The organism is Pseudomonas sp. SYWMCR5 (assembly GCF_057197165.1).
Genome location: NZ_JBXUNH010000005.1, coordinates 1 through 15,251, shown reverse-complemented (window position 1 = coordinate 15,251; position 15,251 = coordinate 1). Strand labels below are relative to the sequence as shown.

General features: G+C 63.8%; 11 protein-coding genes. 4 read left to right on the top strand and 7 right to left on the bottom strand.

Translation table 11 applies throughout. The features are described from left to right. Nucleotides 1–14: 14 nt before the first annotated feature. From AC2CGW_RS14690 to AC2CGW_RS14680, 3 genes are read right to left on the bottom strand one after another with little or no spacing between them, the layout of a single operon-like run. Nucleotides 15–893 carry a rhomboid family intramembrane serine protease gene (locus AC2CGW_RS14690; RefSeq protein ID WP_186707909.1) on the bottom strand — a complete coding sequence of 293 codons (879 nt, stop codon included), beginning with the start codon at nt 891–893 and terminating at the stop codon, nt 15–17. Beyond that, on the bottom strand, nt 890–1,861 hold the full coding sequence (locus tag AC2CGW_RS14685) for a metallophosphoesterase (RefSeq protein ID WP_186666765.1): 972 nt from the start codon (nt 1,859–1,861) through the stop codon (nt 890–892). Before AC2CGW_RS14685 ends, AC2CGW_RS14690 begins: the two co-directional genes overlap by 4 nt. Continuing rightward, the gene (locus tag AC2CGW_RS14680) at nt 1,861–2,751 is read right to left on the bottom strand and encodes an NAD(+) kinase (protein WP_054893119.1); all 891 of its coding nucleotides are present in this window, start codon (nt 2,749–2,751) and stop codon (nt 1,861–1,863) included. Before AC2CGW_RS14680 ends, AC2CGW_RS14685 begins: the two co-directional genes overlap by 1 nt. Between AC2CGW_RS14680 and AC2CGW_RS14675 the strand changes: the two genes are divergently transcribed. Both AC2CGW_RS14675 and AC2CGW_RS14670 read left to right on the top strand, forming a co-directional pair. Further along, complete coding sequence (locus tag AC2CGW_RS14675) at nt 2,750–3,784, top strand: DUF1853 family protein (RefSeq protein WP_484574224.1); 1,035 nt, start codon at nt 2,750–2,752, stop codon at nt 3,782–3,784. The genes AC2CGW_RS14680 and AC2CGW_RS14675 overlap by 2 nt on opposite strands. Before the next feature lie 151 nt (nt 3,785–3,935). Beyond that, a complete protein-coding gene (locus AC2CGW_RS14670; protein ID WP_186707911.1) occupies nt 3,936–4,481 on the top strand; it encodes a cytochrome b in 546 nt (181 codons plus the stop codon). Here the strand turns inward: AC2CGW_RS14670 and AC2CGW_RS14665 are convergent. The 3 genes from AC2CGW_RS14665 to AC2CGW_RS14655 form a co-directional block, all read right to left on the bottom strand. Beyond that, nucleotides 4,472–5,371 carry a 1-aminocyclopropane-1-carboxylate deaminase/D-cysteine desulfhydrase gene (locus AC2CGW_RS14665; protein WP_186667003.1) on the bottom strand — a complete coding sequence of 300 codons (900 nt, stop codon included), beginning with the start codon at nt 5,369–5,371 and terminating at the stop codon, nt 4,472–4,474. The two genes, AC2CGW_RS14670 and AC2CGW_RS14665, sit on opposite strands and share 10 nt — an antisense overlap. Before the next feature lie 34 nt (nt 5,372–5,405). Beyond that, nucleotides 5,406–9,347 (bottom strand): dermonecrotic toxin domain-containing protein, encoded by a 3,942-nt coding sequence (locus tag AC2CGW_RS14660; protein ID WP_484574223.1) that lies wholly within the window; start codon nt 9,345–9,347, stop codon nt 5,406–5,408. A gap of 69 nt (nt 9,348–9,416) precedes the next feature. Beyond that, a complete protein-coding gene (locus tag AC2CGW_RS14655; protein ID WP_411384085.1) occupies nt 9,417–11,453 on the bottom strand; it encodes an oxidoreductase in 2,037 nt (678 codons plus the stop codon). A gap of 186 nt (nt 11,454–11,639) precedes the next feature. Here AC2CGW_RS14655 and AC2CGW_RS14650 point away from each other — a divergent pair, with 186 nt between their 5' ends. Both AC2CGW_RS14650 and AC2CGW_RS14645 read left to right on the top strand, forming a co-directional pair. Further along, nucleotides 11,640–12,758: a nitrilase-related carbon-nitrogen hydrolase gene (locus AC2CGW_RS14650; protein ID WP_484574222.1), complete on the top strand. Its 1,119-nt coding sequence runs from the start codon at nt 11,640–11,642 to the stop codon at nt 12,756–12,758. A gap of 4 nt (nt 12,759–12,762) precedes the next feature. After that, nucleotides 12,763–13,803 (top strand): AraC family transcriptional regulator, encoded by a 1,041-nt coding sequence (locus AC2CGW_RS14645; protein ID WP_426353088.1) that lies wholly within the window; start codon nt 12,763–12,765, stop codon nt 13,801–13,803. A 238-nt stretch (nt 13,804–14,041) separates the two neighbouring features. On the opposite strand, the gene AC2CGW_RS14640 is transcribed toward AC2CGW_RS14645, so the two are convergent. Further along, nucleotides 14,042–14,920, bottom strand: a complete 879-nt coding sequence (locus AC2CGW_RS14640; RefSeq protein ID WP_186666771.1) for a DUF2242 domain-containing protein — start codon at nt 14,918–14,920, stop codon at nt 14,042–14,044. Between the last annotated feature and the right edge of the window lie 331 nt (nt 14,921–15,251).

Below are 15,251 nucleotides of genomic sequence, written 5' to 3'. Positions count from 1 at the left end.
GAGCGTCTCCTAAATCAAGCCGACAGTTTACGCCGGGCCAGCAGTCCACCCAAGAGGCCTGTCAGGCATCCGATGAGCAACCCGCCGACATGGGCGGCATTGGCGATCTGGCCGAAGCCGAGCTGGCCGACCACGCCACTCAGGCAGATCACCAGCCAGATGAGCATCATCACCAGCACGCCGCGGGGCAGGCTGAACAAGGGGTTGGGCGCCAGCCACTGGTAGAGCCAGAGGTAACCGAGCAAGCCGTAGAGCACTCCGGACAGGCCACCGAACAGGTTTGGGCCGCCGATGAAATGCTGGGCCAGGTTCGACACCAGGCTGAACACCAGGGTCAGCGCCAGCAACGCCCAAGGCCCTTGGCGCAACTCGATGCGCCGCCCCAGCTCCCAGTACCACAGCCCGTTCATGGCCAGGTGCAGGACGCCGAAGTGCAGCAGCATGGGCGACACCAGGCGCCACCACTGGCCCTCACCCAGGCTTTGGGCCAGCGGCACGAAGTAGAGGTAGTCGCCCTGTACCTGGTAGTCCTGGAAGGTGAACCAGCTCAGGGTCGAAAGGTTTTCGCCAAGGCCGGTCAAGCCGACCACGGCAATGCACAGCAGCAGGATCGCAGCGGTGACCTTGCAGGCGCGCAACTGCTCCTTCAGCGGGGGCCGGGTCGGCTCGCTCGCGGGCGTTTGCGCACCCACGAGCGAATCCGCATCGGCATTGCCGTCAGGGTAGCGGCGATAGAGCTCGAGCACCTGCGCGGCCATGGCGGGCGGCACCCAGAGCACTTGCTCACTGCCCTCCTCGACTACCCGGTGCGGCACCTCGAGGCGCCGCAACAAGGTGACGAAGCCACTGAGGTCGACACCCAGCGGCAGACGCATCACTTCGATCACGTTCATTGGCTGGCCTGCGGTCGGTCGACATCGACCCAGACGAACTTGTGCGGATCGATGCGGGTTTCGTCGTCCAGCCGGTAGGCGGCCAGCTTGCCGTAGAGCACCGCGCTGTAGTCCAGGCAGGCCAGGTTGGCGCGGATCGGCGCGGGGTGGCCGCTGCGCCAGTAGTGACCGACGAACAGCAGTGGTTCATCCTCCGAATAACGCAGCAGCGCGTTCTTCTGGCTGTGGCTGAGCGGCGCGCGGGCCACTTCCTCGGGCAGCGCATCGGGCTGGAACACGATGTCGCCATAGGTTTGCGGGTCTTCCTCCCAGAATTTGGTGCGGAAGAAGGCGCGGGTCAGGCCGTCGCCGCCGGTCAGCGTGAGGCCGTCTGGCAGGCGCATGTCGGTGCCGCGCAGCAGGCGGTTGCACACGGTCGAGGCAAAGCTTCCCGAGACCGCAGAGGCCTGCACGAAGTGCTCGTCGATACGGCCGTTCGGGTATTGGGCGCGCAGTTGTGCGATCAGTTGGTGGTCCCAGCAGGCATGCACCAGGCGGAAACGCCCGGCGTCGACGAACAGCGGCAGGGTGTAGAACCACTGGATGAAATCATGCCAGTCGCCGGGATGCTGGGCGAATTGGGTGAGGGTCTCGTCGATCAGGCGGGCATGGCGCGGCGTGTGCTCGCGCACGAAGGCCTTGCCGCTGCCGGGAAGCGCCGGCGTGACCCAGCCCAGGGCGTTGTACTCGTGATTGCCCATGATGCAGTGGGCCTGGCCGGCTTCGACCATGTCATGGACGATGTGCAGCGCCTCGCGGATGCGCGGGCCTCGATCGACGATGTCGCCGAGGAACAGTGCCTGGCGCCGCGCATGGCGCCAGACACCACCCGTGCGCGTGTAGCCAAGGGTGTCGAGCAGGCGTTCGAGGGTCAACGCACAACCGTGAACGTCGCCGATGATGTCGAAACTGCGTGCCGGATCGAGCATCAGTCGTCCCTGCCCCCCAGACGACTGCCCCAGCCAAGCTTGGTGCGGCAGACTTCGTAGTAGTTATGATCCAGCGGATGGATCAGGCGCAGCTTCTGTGGCTTCTTGCTCACCGTGATGGTGTCGCCTGGAGCGCAGGTGAAGTGGTTCTGCCCGTCGCAGGAGACCTGCGGGTAGATCTGCAGGTCCTTGGCGACCACGATCTTCAGCTCGCTGTTGCCATCGACCACGATCGGCCGGCCAGACAGGGTGTGCGGGTACATCGGCACGATGACGATGGCATCGAGCTTGGGGTGCATGATCGGGCCGCCGGCCGACAGCGCGTAGGCGGTGGAGCCCGTGGGCGTGGCGACGATCAGGCCGTCGGCCTTCTGGCTGCAGACGAACTGGCCGTCGATGTAGATCTCGAACTCGATCATCCGCGTCGACTTGCCCGGGTGCAGCACCACATCGTTGAGCGCGTCGCCCTGGCCAATGGCTTCGTTGTGACGGCGAACCTCGGCCTGTAGCAGGAAGCGGTTCTCGACCAGATAGTGGCCGTCGAGCACCTCGGCGACCTTGGTTTCCAGCTCGTCGGGGCGAATGTCGGTGAGAAAGCCCAGGTTGCCGCGGTTGATACCCAGCACCGGGATGTTGTGCCGGGCCAGCGCTCGGGCGGCGCCCAACAGGCTGCCGTCGCCACCGACGACGATGACCAGGTCGCAGACCTCGCCCAGCAGCTTGCGCGTGGAGGTCTGCAGGCCGTGACCGGGCAGCACTTCGGCGATAGTGTCCTCGAGGATCACGTGCAGGTGGCGCTCGAGCAGGAACTTCTTCAGTCGGCGAATGGTGTCGAGCACCTGCGAGCTACCGAGGCGTCCGATGATACCGATATTGCGAAATTGCTCCATGGGGCTCCTGCAAGGCTCTGCGGCGGGTGACAATGCCTGGATTATGGGCGAAACGACCGGCCAGCGGCAAACCGGCTATGCTCGCAGGATGACGCCCTTCACCGACCTCCATGCCCTGCCCCGCCAGCTACGCCACCCTGGCGTGCGCGATCTGGCGTGGACGCTGCTGTCGTCGCCGCTGCTGAGCGAACCGCCCTGCCCGCAACGCCATCCGCTGGCGGCCAGCGGCTGGGCGGACGATCCCGGGCAGTTGCGCGACTGGCTGCTCGCCCTCGACCGCGATCCGCAGCCCTTGCAGGCGTGGCTGGCGCGCCTCACCAGCCGGCGCTTGGGGCTGTACTACGAAAGCCTCTGGCAATTCGCCCTGCTGCAGGCACCCGGCGTCGAGCTGCTGGCCGCCAACCTGGCAATCCGCCAGGGCCGGCAAACCTTGGGTGAGCTGGATATCCTGCTGCGCGATCGCACGGGCGACCATCACCTGGAACTGGCGATCAAGCTCTACCTCGGGCCGGATCAGGCTGATGCCCGCGACCCGGCGCAGTGGCTGGGTCCAGGTTGCCACGACCGGCTTGGCAGCAAGCTGGCGCATCTGGTCGCACATCAGTTGCCGATCTCGGCTCGGGCCGAAAGCCGCGAAGCCCTGAATCAACTGCAGGTGGGCGATGTGCAGTCGCACCTGTGGCTGGGCGGCTATCTTTTTCATCCATGGCCGGGACAAACCGCATCCCCCTTCGGGGCCAACCCTGCGCACCTGCGCGGTCGCTGGCTGCATCGACGCGAGTGGGCGCAGTATGCCAGCGCTCACCCGACGGCACTCTGGCAACCGCTGCAACGCCATGCCTGGCTGGCACCTGCACGGGTCGAGGCTGGGGATCACTGGGGGGCGGCGGGTTTTGCAGCCTGGCTGTGGCGCCTGGAGGAAGGAGCCGCGGCACAATTGCTGGTGAGGTTGGAGGAGGATGGTGAAGGCGCCTGGCAAGAGGCGGAGCGAGTGTTTCTGGTGCGTGACAGCTGGCCAAACTTATCGGGATGACCCAGGACCAGTGCTCGAGAAAATGCCGTTCCGAGCCCAAAAATCATCGAAACAACCGACCTGAAACAACGAAAAATTACCAATCGACGCGCTAAAGTCCACACCAGGCGCCAGCAAGAGCGCCCACCCAACCTGATGACGAGGACCGACCATGGTTTCATCCACTCCCGAGCCCCACTATGCGCGCCTGTCCATCACCCTGCACTGGTTGATGCTGGTGCTGCTCGCCGCCGTCTATGCCTGCATCGAGCTACGCGGGCTGTTCCCCAAGGACAGTGCCGAGCGCGACCTGATGAAGAGCCTGCACTTCATGCTCGGGCTCACAGTGTTCGTGCTGGTATGGCTACGCCTGGCCATGCGCCTTGCGCGCCCGACACCGCCTATCGTGCCCAAGCCACCCGCCTGGCAGACCGGCCTCTCCCATCTGGTTCACGTGCTGCTTTACCTGCTGATGATCGGCATGCCGTTGGCCGGCTGGCTGATCCTCAGCGCTGCGGGCAAGCCGATACCATTCTTTGGGCTGGAGCTGCCTGCACTGATCGGCCAGGATCCGGACCAAGCGAAGTTCATCAAGGGCTGGCATGAACGCATCGGCACCTGGGGCTACTGGCTGATCGGGCTGCATGCCATTGCCGGGCTTTACCACCACTACATACGCCGGGACAACACACTGCTGCGCATGCTGCCCTACAAGTAACCGCGCCGCCCCTGCAGGCCACCGGTATGAACGAAGATCAGGCGGGTGCCGGGCGAAAATCGCCCGGCCTCGACCTGCTCACGCAGGGCCAGCAGCGCCTTCCCCGTGTAGATCGCCTCGAGCGGCAGACCGCTGTAACGCTCGCTGTCTGCAATGAATGCCAGCAACGCCTCATCGCGCCGGGCGAATCCAGCGCGGCTGGCGTCGTGCAGGCAATAGCCAGCTGTACCCGCCAACTGCGCAATGCCCTGCTCCACACCATGGTCGCGCGGCACCGCCAGGGCGCCATGCACCGGATGCGCGCCCTGCTCGGCCAGCACCAGGCCTGCCAGCGTGGTGCCGGTGCCCACCGCCAGCCACCAGGCGTGGTAATCGTCCCAACCGATAGACGCCAGTTGCGCCCGCGCCTGCTCGACGATCTGCCCACACCCCAAGGCGCCCTCCACGCCGCCCCCTCCCTCGGGGATGCAATGCCAGCCTGGATAGCGCGCCTGCCAGGGTTGCCAGAAGCCCTGCTCATTTCGCGCCCGGTAACCACCGTAGCCCAACCAGTGCAAGGTCATGCCCAGCGCCTCCAGGTCACGGACGGTCGGGGTGTCTTGCCGCTGACCACGCAACAACCCAGCGGTGGCGAAGCCGAAGCGCCTGCCCGCAGCGGCCAAGGCATGCAAATGATTGGAGTGGTTGCCGCCCAGGCTGATCAAGCCGGGTGCACCTGCCTTCTGGGCAGCACGCAGGTGGTGCTGCAGCTTGAACCACTTGTTGCCACTGACCAGTGGGTCGATCAGGTCCAGGCGCAATACTGCGCACGCCACGCCAGCCTGCACCAGCCAGGGCAGGTGCAGGCTTTGCAGGGGCGCGGCGGTGGAGCCGGGAAATCCATCGAACATCTGCAGCATCCCGAAAAACCTGCACGTTAGCAGGTCAACGGCGCCCCGTCTTCCAACTGTGGGCATTGCCGGTATCGATGAAGTCCTCCAGCGGCGTCAGCAGTGCAGAGACGCGTTTCACCCATGCTGATACCGAAATCTCGGGACGCACACCGTTGTCCTGTAGTTCGAAGATATACATCTTCGCTTCGGTCAAGGCCTTATCGATCGCACTGGCCCGATGCCGCACGGAATTGAGCAGATCGGGGCCGGTCACCCTGGATATCTCGCGCATGTACGCGGTGAAACCCGGGTCGGAGAACTTCGGGCGATAGCCAAGCTTCTGGCTCTCGCTGAAACGCTTGGACATTTCACGCAACACCGCATCGAGCAACGGGTTGCCCTTGAGCGAGGCGAAATGGCTGTTGTTGGGGCCGTAGAGCTGCAGGGTCATGTTGCTCACCACCCCGCCTACCGCCAGTTGCCCGGGCTGCAGCATGAAGCCTGGCAGCGGGCTGAGCAGTACATCGTCCATGTCCATGTACACACCACCCAGTTCGTGTATCAACCTGTAGCGCAAGGCGTCGCAGGCCGCTGCGTAGTTACGGGTTTCCGGCCGGAGGAAGAACTTGAACACTTCGCCCTGCGGGCTATCTTCGAAAGGTTTGAAGAACACCTCCTGCCTCACCGCCGTGCAGGTCGCCCCCGGGTAGCGCGAGCGCAGCTTGCGCAACTGCACCACATTGCCCAACCCCCACCTACTGAGGCCCAGGAAGTGCAGATGCAATTTATAACCGCCCTGTTGTGCCATCTCGATGTTGGCCTTGAGCGTAGCGTCGTGCGCCTCTATCAGAGCGTCTGCACTTCCGATCCAGATCTGGTGGATATCCTTGGGCAGCGGCTCCAGCCCACTGCTCGGCGGCTGCTCCGGCAGCACTGGCCGCTGGGGACACTCCAGCTCCAGACGCGCCTGCTGGCGCACCATTCGAGACGCCTTCGGGCCAGGATCGGCAGCGCCCACATAGCGGCTTGTCTGTTCATCCCACCGGTAGTACAAGCGTTTGGACGACGAGTACCAACAGCAGTACTCCAGATCGAACATCACCTTCAGTTCCTGGGCGCCGTCCATGATGCGGAAAACCCGGCCACTGCCATCGGCGCTTTCACTGACCCCACGCAGCGCGTTCACCGGCATCGTCCGAACCGGCAGTGGCTGGTCCATCCCCCCCAGCAGCCCCGGACGGCGCACGATCAGCCAGTCACCTGTGCGCGGATCACGTTCGATCCTCGGATCGGGATTGGAAAACAGCGAGCGGCTCTGAGTGTCGCCGCCTGATCCGATATGGAAACTCGAGGTCCGTTGCAGCGGGTCACGCACCTCATAGACAGGGTAGTAACGGCCCTGCAAAGACACGTTCAACCGGCCGTCGAAGACCAGCAACCCCTGCCGCGGCCCCTCGGAAATGGCAAAGGGTGAGCCCTGTGGCTTGGGCGCCTCGCTGATCGCAGCGACCGTCCGCGTACCACTGCCTCCCGCCAGGCGCAGCGGCACCCCCGAGGCGACGGGTGCCCTGAACCTGTAGAACTTGGCATTGGCCAGTCCGCTCAGGCTGCTCAAGAACTCGATGGCATAGGCTCCGGCCTGCTCACGCTCCCCACTGGCCAGCGCCGCGTAACTGTTGAACAGGTAATAACCAAGCTCTGCGAGGTCGAGCATGGTCATGACCCGTGCGGGAATCAGCGTACTCAACACGCGGAACACGGTGACAGCGATGTCCAGCCCACGCTCCAGTCGCAACTCGGCATCGGATACCGCCAGGCTGTTACCTTCGGCCAGCAGATAAGCGATCCGATAATCGAAAACAGCCATGCCCACCGATTGGCTGAGGGTTTGCGTGTCCAGGTCTGCGCCGGCCTTGCCATCCGCGATGCGAAGCAACAAAGGAAAGGCCTGCCCAAGCTGATGACGCCCGAACCGCGACACCCAGTACTCGGTGCTTGCGCTCCACTGCGCCGGATCTCGGATGCCTTCGAGCTCCCGGGTCATCACGGCGCGCAGGGTACTGCGGGAGCTGTGGCGCCTGAACGGCTTGCCGGACGGATGGCCGGGGGTGTAGCAAACCAGCGACGACTCGCCGGTTTCATGGAAGATCAGCACGTCACGCAAAGAGTTGCCACCCAGCTTGAGTACTTGCAACTCAGCGCGTTGTCCTTCGCGCAGAGGCCGCTTGCCAGGCGATGGATGATCCAGAACATCCTGGATAGCCTGATACCCGGAATCGTCCAGATCACCCGTGGCATGGGCCAGAAACGCATCGAGCCGCAGGCGTTTCTCGAACAGGGCTGTCGCGGCATCGCGGCGCCGTTGGTGCAGATCCTTGGTCTCGCCAGCAGCGGGTGTCGTCAACGCCTTGTTGATTGCTTGCTGATAGTGCTTCTGCAGGTCCAGTCGACGGCTCAGGGCCGTCAGCCGCGTGCTGGAGAGATAGCGCGACTGTGCCTGCGTCACGCCACTGAAACCGACCGTCCAACTGGCGTCGGCCCTGGCGTCCATGCGCATGGCAATGTATTCGACCAGCGAGCACTCGCTCTGCACGCTTTGCGACTGTGCAAGATCAGGGGTGACACCCGGTGCAAGTTCCACCTCCGGCAATTCAGGGCTGTACTCAACGATTTCGATCTCGACGGTGACTGCCCGGGGGTCCAGATCCTGCCCTTCCTCGCGCAACTCGGCGCGGATCCGATCACGGGCGAAATCCTCGAACGCGGGCAACTCCTTCCAATAGCCTTCGGCGAGGCTCTGCTGCCGGGCAATGTCGAGCAACATACCATCCAGTACCTTCTGCTGCGCTTGAGCGAGGTTGCGCAGCCCTTCCGGCAACTGTGCCCGCAGCAATTGGCGCTCGGCTTCGAACGCTAGCAACACCCGCGTGGAGCGTGCGCGTGACACATCCAGACCGTTGCGGTCATCCCATACACCAGAATGTTCGCTGGTCGCGCTGGCATACCAGGTGTCACGTTGCTGTTTGGCCAGATGCTCGAACGGATTGCCCTCGATCAACCCGGCTCGTACCTCGAAGCTTGCACCTTCACGCTCCCACTCCTCGAGCAAGTCCCGTTGCGCCTGCGGTGTCAGGCGCATCAACAAGGCCAGGCCCCAGGCGCGGTCCTCCAACAGCGCCTTGCGCACCTCATCCAGGGTGGCCTGGAGGTTGTCGTGACGAAGGACAAACCCAAGATATCCGCTGCAATACAACACAGCTTCGCCGGTCAGGGCCTGCCGCTCGGTCACATAGGAAAGTGCCGGATCGTAGCCGGCCGGGATTTCGGTGAGAACCAACATACCTGGCAGGGAGAAGGACTTCGCCGCGCCACCGGTGTGGACTGTCAGGTCGTAGACGCCACGTGCCAGGCTGCGGTCGGAGAAACGAGGGTGTTCGACGATATCTTCGATCAGTGCCCTGGCTTCGGCAGTGAGCGTTCCGACGCTCTCCAGCAGCTGTACATCGTCCGCCAGGCTCGAGCGCACCTGCTGCTCCATGGCCAATTTTCGAGGAGCCGAAGACAACTGCGGGGGCACCTCCCAGTAGGTTTGCGCATCGTCCTCGAAACGGCTGAGCACAGCCTTGGCGTCGATAAGCTGCAAGGCGTCGAGCACCTGCTTCAGGGTCACGTCAACGAGCAGATCATCTTCGGCCAGCGAACTGGCGCTCGACGAAAGCACCGCCTGCGCCGGATCGAAGAGGTCGGCTTTCGTCTGTCCCAATCGTGCGGATTCGACCAAGGTTGTCAGGGCATGCGCATGGGCAAGCGAGCGTTCAGCAGCGCCATCGCCGCCGGTGAATTGCAACAGGTGCGGCGTACGCGCCAGCAGGCCCGGCAAGTGCTCCTCGAACAACGCGAGGGCTGCTGCCCGAAGCGTGGGCAGCGTGTCGATTTCAGGTAGTTGATCAGGCAGTTCGGCGGTAAGCGGCTGGGGCTGCGAGGTATTGGTCATGGCGGCAATCTCTCTGAAAACCGAGAGGTTGCCGCCACCGTGCGAACAAACGGTACTAACTATGTCTGCCTAGAGTTCTGCCGCCAGGCGCGACCCCTGGTTGATCGCACGCTTGGCATCGAGCTCGGCGGCGACATCCGCACCACCGATCAGGTGCACCGATTGCCCGTTCGCCAGCAGCCCCTCATACAACTCGCGCTGGGGCTCCTGGCCGGCGCATATCACCACGTTGTCCACCGCCAGCAGCTGCGGTTCGCCTTCGCCAATGCGCACATGCAGACCAGCGTCATCGATCTTCAGGTAATCGACGCTGTTGAGCATCTGCACCTGCTTGTTCTTCAGGCCCGTGCGGTGAATCCAGCCAGTGGTCTTGCCCAGGCCGTCGCCGACCTTGGTTTTCTTGCGCTGCAGCAGATAGACCTGGCGTGCCGGGGCATGGGGCTCAGGCTTGACCCCCGCGATACCGCCGCGGGCTTCAAGGTGGGTATCGATACCCCACTCCTTCCAGAACGCCGCACGATCCTGGCTGGTCGCAACACCCTTGTGCACCAGGTACTCACTGACGTCGAAACCGATACCTCCGGCACCGATCACGGCAACTCGCTCCCCTACTGGCTTGCGCTCGAGCAGCACGTCGAGGTAGCTCAGCACCTTGGCATGCTCGACGCCGGGGATGGTCGGCGTACGCGGGGTGATGCCGGTCGCCAGGATGATCTCGTCGAATCCGCCCGCCGTCAGGTCGTCGACACCGACACGGGTGTTCAGGCGCAACGTCACGCCGCTGCTCTTCACTTTGTTGGCGAAATAGCGCAGGGTCTCGAAGAACTCTTCCTTGCCGGGCACGCGCTTGGCCACGTTGAACTGCCCGCCGATCTCGGCGCTGGCATCGAACAGGGTCACCTCGTGCCCACGCTCGGCGGCGACCGTCGCCGCGGCGAGGCCAGCAGGCCCTGCGCCGACCACGGCGATGCGTTTCACCGCACGTACCGGCAGGTAGTTGAGCTCGGTCTCGTGGCAGGCACGCGGGTTGACCAGGCAACTGGTCAACTTGCCGCCGAAGGTGTGGTCGAGGCAGGCCTGGTTGCAGCCGATGCAGGTGTTGATCTCGTCCGCGCGGCCCTCGGCGGCCTTGTTGACGAAGTCAGGGTCGGCAAGGAAAGGCCGAGCCATCGACACCATGTCGGCATCGCCTTCGGCCAGCACCGCTTCGGCCACTTCGGGCGTGTTGATGCGGTTGGTGGTGATCAGCGGAATCTGCACTGCGCCGCGCAGCTTGGCGGTGACCTTGCTGAACGCCGCGCGCGGCACCTTGGTGGCGATGGTCGGGATACGCGCCTCGTGCCAGCCGATGCCGGTGTTGATCAGGGTGGCGCCCGCCTGCTCGATGGCCTTGGCCAACTGCACGATCTCCGCCCAGTTGCTGCCACCTTCGACCAGGTCGAGCATCGACAGGCGGAAGATGATGATGAACTCGCGGCCCACCGCTTTGCGTACGCGCCCGACGATCTCTACTGCAAGACGCATGCGGTTCTCGTAGCTGCCGCCCCAGCGGTCAGTCCGGTGGTTGGTGTGCGCGGCGAGGAACTGGTTGATGAAATAGCCTTCCGAACCCATGATCTCGACGCCGTCATAGCCGGCACGCTGGGCCAGTACCGAACAGTTGACGAAGTCGTCGATCTGCTTCTCGATACCCGCCTCGTCCAGTTCCTTGGGCTTGAACGGGTTGATCGGTGCCTGGATGGCACTGGGCGCCACCTGCCGCGGGCTGTAGGCGTAACGACCGGCATGCAGGATCTGCAGGCAGATCTTGCCTCCCGCCGCGTGCACCGCCTCGGTGACGATCCGATGCTTGTCGGCTTCTTCCTCGGTGCTGAGCTTGGCCGCGCCCGAGTACACGCCACCCTCGTCGTTCGGTGCAATACCGCCGGTCACCATCAGGCCGACACCGCCACGGGCACGTTCGGCGAAGTAGGCGGCCATCCGCTCGAAGCCCCCCGGGCGCTCTTCGAGCCCGGTGTGCATGGAGCCCATCAGGGTGCGGTTACGCAGGGTGGTGAAGCCCAGGTCGAGCGGGGCCAGCAGGTGTGGGTAGCGTTCGGCAGCCATGGAGGGACTCCAGATGAGGCGTGATCACGGAATGCGGGTACCTCACACGGGCCCCGTCGTTTGTCTGCCGTCGACATTAAACAGGCGTTTGAACCGGCTCAATGATCGAAACTGACAACTTATTGATCCTGCTGCACAGCGGGACTACCCTAGGACACCCTTGGCCTAAAGATGCCGTACCGTTTCATGCGCAAACTCCTGGCAAGCGCCCTGGCGCTGGTGATGATCGCCGCCCTGTTCAGCTATGGCTTCTGGACCCAGCAGCGCCCGGAAGGTCATTACCTATCCGATTTGCGCATCCAACTGGCGCTCAACCAGGGCGTTCCCGGCGAACACGGCAACCTGCTGGGCATCGAGCCGCTGCTCTACCCCAGCGACTACCAGAACCTCGAGCGCCTGCACCGCAAGCTCTCGGCCTATCTGGAACAGGCCCGCGCCCAAGGCTTGGTCAACCCGCGAACGGTGGTGGTGCTGCCCGAGCATATCGGCACCTGGCTCTGGGCCCGCGGCGAGAAAAAGGAGCTGTACCAGGTCACCCAGTTCCGTGAAGCCTGGCAGTGGCTGGAACTGAGCAATCCCGTGCGCTACGGCCTGGCCATGCTAGCGGCCACTGGCGATGACCGCCGTTCCGACGCGCACCTGCGCATGAAGGCGCGGCAGATGGCCGCCGACTACCAGCAGCTGTTTGGCGGCCTGGCCCGCGAGTTCGGTGTCACCCTGGTGGCCGGCTCCATCGTGCTGCCGGCGCCCTATGTCGAAAAGGGTCAGTTGCATGTCGGCAAAGGACCGCTGTTCAACAGCAGCCTGGTGTTCGCCAGCGATGGCACACCACTTGGCCAGCCACAGTTGCAGCAATACGCCGACAGCGAGGTCCGTCGCTTCATCGAGGATGGCCAGGCCCAGCCGCTGCAGGTCGTGCAGACCCCGGCCGGACGCCTGGGTGTGCTGGTGGGCAGCGACAGCTGGTATCCGCGCAACCATGAGCTGTTGGCTCGCCAGTCGGTGCAACTGATCGCCAATCCGGTGTTTCTCAGTGGCAAGGGAAGTTGGCAGGCACCCTGGCGTGGCAACCGCCACCAACAGGCGGCCAACCAGTTGCCGTTGAGCAAAGGCGAAGTCAGCGAGGAGGCGGCCTGGCGTCAACTGATCCTTGCCGCCAACCCCAAGCTGCCAAGCATCAGTGTCTTCCTGCGCGGCCAGTTCTGGGAGCTGGGCAGCGACGGCCAAGGCTTTGTCAACCAGGCGGGCGCACAACTGGCTGGCGATCCCAGCCAGGGCGCCCGCCTGCTTAACCTGTGGCTGTAAGGGCATGCGCCAGCCACGCGTGCGCCTGGGTGACCTCTCGGTAGGTTTCGTCCAGCCGCTGACCGAAGCCCTGCAGGAACTGGGTCATGACCCGACGCCGCTGTTGCAACGTTATGGGTTGGATGCCGCGCGCGTGAATGAAGCCTGTGCCCGCCTGTCGATTCCCCGCTACATGCACCTGGGGCACGCAGCCATCGAGCTCAGCGCCGAGCCCGCGCTGGGGCTGCGCATGGGACGCCTGAGCCGCCTAGCCCAGGCCGGCCTGGCGGGCGTGACGGCAGCACAGGCCCCGAACGTGCGGGAGGCTGCGCGTACTCTGCTGCGCTTCGAGCCGCTGTACGCTGCCAACTATCGTGGCAGCTCGGCCTTCATCGAAGACGCCCAAGGAGCCTGGCTGCGCTTTTACTCGATCAGCCCGTACAACACCTACAACCGCTTCGTGGTCGACTCGTTGCTGGCCGGCTGGCTGGCACAGTTGTCGGGGCTGGCCGGCACGCCGGTGCTGGCAGAACGCATGGAGATCGAGTTCGAAGCACCCGCCTACAGTGCCCTGTATCAACGGTTGTGCAGCACGCCCGTGCAGTTCGGCGCTGCCAGCAACCAGCTACGCCTCGGCCAGGCCGCACTCGCGCTGGGTAACCCACACCACTGCCCTAGCACCTGGCAGCACCTGCTGCAGCTGTGCGAAGCGGAGCTGGCACAGCGCACGCGTGTCCGCAGCCTGGGCGAGCGCATCACTCATCTGCTCGGCCCGTTGCTCAACGGCGGACGGGAACCTGATCTGGAGGAGGTGTCACACCATCTGCAACTGCCCACCTGGACATTGCGTCGCAAGCTGGCCGAGGAAGGCTCGAGCTTTCGCGGCCTGCTCAACGACACCCGACGCGACCTCGCCGAAACCTACATCCGTGACACGGAGCTGGCCTTCGGTGAGATCGCCTATCTGCTGGGGTTTGCATCAGCCGAAGCCTTCCAGCGCGCATTCAAGCGCTGGACGAGGCTGACACCGGGGGAGTTTCGCCGCCATCAGCGGCAAGTGGGCTAGAGCTCGGTGGCGTCTTCTGCCGGCTCCGGAGTGTCCAGTTCATATGCCTGGAATTCGAGAAGCTCTTCCTGATAATCGTCCATTGGCCTGCGTCCTCTTGCATTCATTTTTTCACGGGTCTGGCCATCAAGCTATGCGGGCCGGATGAAGGAATCATGACATCCCCATGAGGAATAAACGTAGCAGGCGTTCGAGTCGTTAACAGCAGCTCTTGTGTAACAGCGGATGAAGCATTTACCTAGAGTGACGAGGGGGCCGGCTCGCTGGTCGGTGCTGCTTGCTGCACCTGGATCGGCGCAGCTTCGACCGGCGGCGCGATAGGCTGCGAGCCCTGGCTATCGTCGACCACAGGCGCCGCTGGCGCCTCGCTGGCGGCTGGTGCGGCTGGTGCTGCAGCGGTCGGCGATGGCGCTTGCTCCGAAGGAGTCACCGGCGCTGCCGGCTCGACCTGTGGCGCGCTGCCAGACACCGGTACCGCCGCTGGCTGAACGGCCGGGGCCAATGCTGCAGGCTCGGGCAAGCCCAACTCCTGCGCCGGTTTTTCAGGCTTGGGCGGCTCCACTTGAGGGGTGGCCTTCTTCTGCTTCTTCGGCTTTGGCAGGTAGCTTTCGACCAGGGAGAAATAACGCTCGTAGAACTGCGGCGAAGTCACGGTTTCGCTGGCCACCTTGACCATGGAGTCGTCGGTGGAGCCGATCGGCATCGACACCGAGCCGAGGATGCCCACTCCGAGGCTGGCCGAGGTATTGGATTTTTTCAGGGTGTAGCGATCCTGCAAGGCGTTGGCAAAGATCGTCGAGCGCTGATCGTCGCTGCTGTCGGGAGCACAGGTGATGTTGAAGCTGATCTGCAGGTGGTTCTCGGCGTTCTGCTGGAAGCTCTTGTTGCCGGCCACCTGGCTCGCGTCACTGCTGGTGATGATATAGCCCTGGCTCAACAATGCCCGGCGCGCGGCTTCGCACGATCCGGCATCGCTGACCTGGAAACTGCGCGAGAACGTCCCCGAGTCGTCGAAGTTCTCGTGTTCGTAGATCGCTGCCTTTTTCGAGGAACAGCCGGAAACACCCGCCAGCACCAGGGCCAGCCCGAGCGCTACTGAGACGGTAGATCTGGACATTGTCAATTCCGGGAAGAACGAATGGTGCCTATTGTGCAACACATCGCTGGGTCGCTGAAACCGCTGGTCGGTGAAGAGTCTGTCAGCATCAGGTAAATGTTCAAACTGACCCTGTCAGCTCCACGCCGATTTCTAACAGCACTGGCGATTGATATAAAGGCGGGCACTAGCCATTCACCAGGCCACAGAAACAAAAAAAGCGACCCGAAGGTCGCTTTCTTTGTGCATCGAGGTGTTCAGTGACCTCGAAGCGGATATGGCGCAGCGGACGGGACTCGAACCCGCGACCCCCGGCGTGACAGGCCGGTATTCTAACCGACTGAACTACCGC

Excerpts from the sequence above, each read along its gene's own strand:
- AC2CGW_RS14690 (WP_186707909.1), bottom strand. The coding sequence starts at position 893 with ATGAACGTGATCGAAGTGATGCGTCTGCCGCTGGGTGTCGACCTCAGT.
- AC2CGW_RS14685 (WP_186666765.1), bottom strand. The coding sequence starts at position 1,861 with ATGCTCGATCCGGCACGCAGTTTCGACATCATCGGCGACGTTCACGGT.
- AC2CGW_RS14675 (WP_484574224.1), top strand. The coding sequence starts at position 2,750 with ATGGGGCTCCTGCAAGGCTCTGCGGCGGGTGACAATGCCTGGATTATG.
- AC2CGW_RS14680 (WP_054893119.1), bottom strand. The coding sequence starts at position 2,751 with ATGGAGCAATTTCGCAATATCGGTATCATCGGACGCCTCGGTAGCTCG.
- AC2CGW_RS14670 (WP_186707911.1), top strand. The coding sequence starts at position 3,936 with ATGGTTTCATCCACTCCCGAGCCCCACTATGCGCGCCTGTCCATCACC.
- AC2CGW_RS14665 (WP_186667003.1), bottom strand. The coding sequence starts at position 5,371 with ATGTTCGATGGATTTCCCGGCTCCACCGCCGCGCCCCTGCAAAGCCTG.
- AC2CGW_RS14660 (WP_484574223.1), bottom strand. The coding sequence starts at position 9,347 with ATGACCAATACCTCGCAGCCCCAGCCGCTTACCGCCGAACTGCCTGAT.
- AC2CGW_RS14655 (WP_411384085.1), bottom strand. The coding sequence starts at position 11,453 with ATGGCTGCCGAACGCTACCCACACCTGCTGGCCCCGCTCGACCTGGGC.
- AC2CGW_RS14650 (WP_484574222.1), top strand. The coding sequence starts at position 11,640 with ATGCGCAAACTCCTGGCAAGCGCCCTGGCGCTGGTGATGATCGCCGCC.
- AC2CGW_RS14645 (WP_426353088.1), top strand. The coding sequence starts at position 12,763 with ATGCGCCAGCCACGCGTGCGCCTGGGTGACCTCTCGGTAGGTTTCGTC.
- AC2CGW_RS14640 (WP_186666771.1), bottom strand. The coding sequence starts at position 14,920 with ATGTCCAGATCTACCGTCTCAGTAGCGCTCGGGCTGGCCCTGGTGCTG.